This window comes from Lysinibacillus boronitolerans JCM 21713 = 10a = NBRC 103108 (genome assembly GCF_000772935.1).
Lineage (GTDB): Bacteria > Bacillota > Bacilli > Bacillales_A > Planococcaceae > Lysinibacillus > Lysinibacillus boronitolerans.
Map to the genome: position 1 here is coordinate 1 of NZ_JPVR01000005.1, position 212 is coordinate 212.

1 protein-coding gene is annotated in these 212 nt (G+C 67.0%); it reads left to right on the plus strand.

The annotated features are described in order from the left end of the window. Positions 1-212: Mu transposase domain-containing protein (locus tag CD31_RS00025; protein ID WP_425319335.1), on the plus strand; the 212-nt coding region annotated here is incomplete at both ends.

Here is a 212-nt window from a genome sequence, read left to right on the forward strand (position 1 = left end):
CGCCCGGCCTTGCGAGCGCTGCCGGTGCATCCCTACGAGGTCGCCACCTTCAAGCGCTGCAAGGTCAGCATCGACTACCACATCGAGGTCAATGGCAGCTTCTACAGCGTGCCCTCCGCCCTGGCCCGGCAGAACGTGGACGTGCGACTGACGGCACACACCCTGGAAGTGCTGCATGGCAACCGGCGGGTGGCCAGCCACCTGCTGCTGGG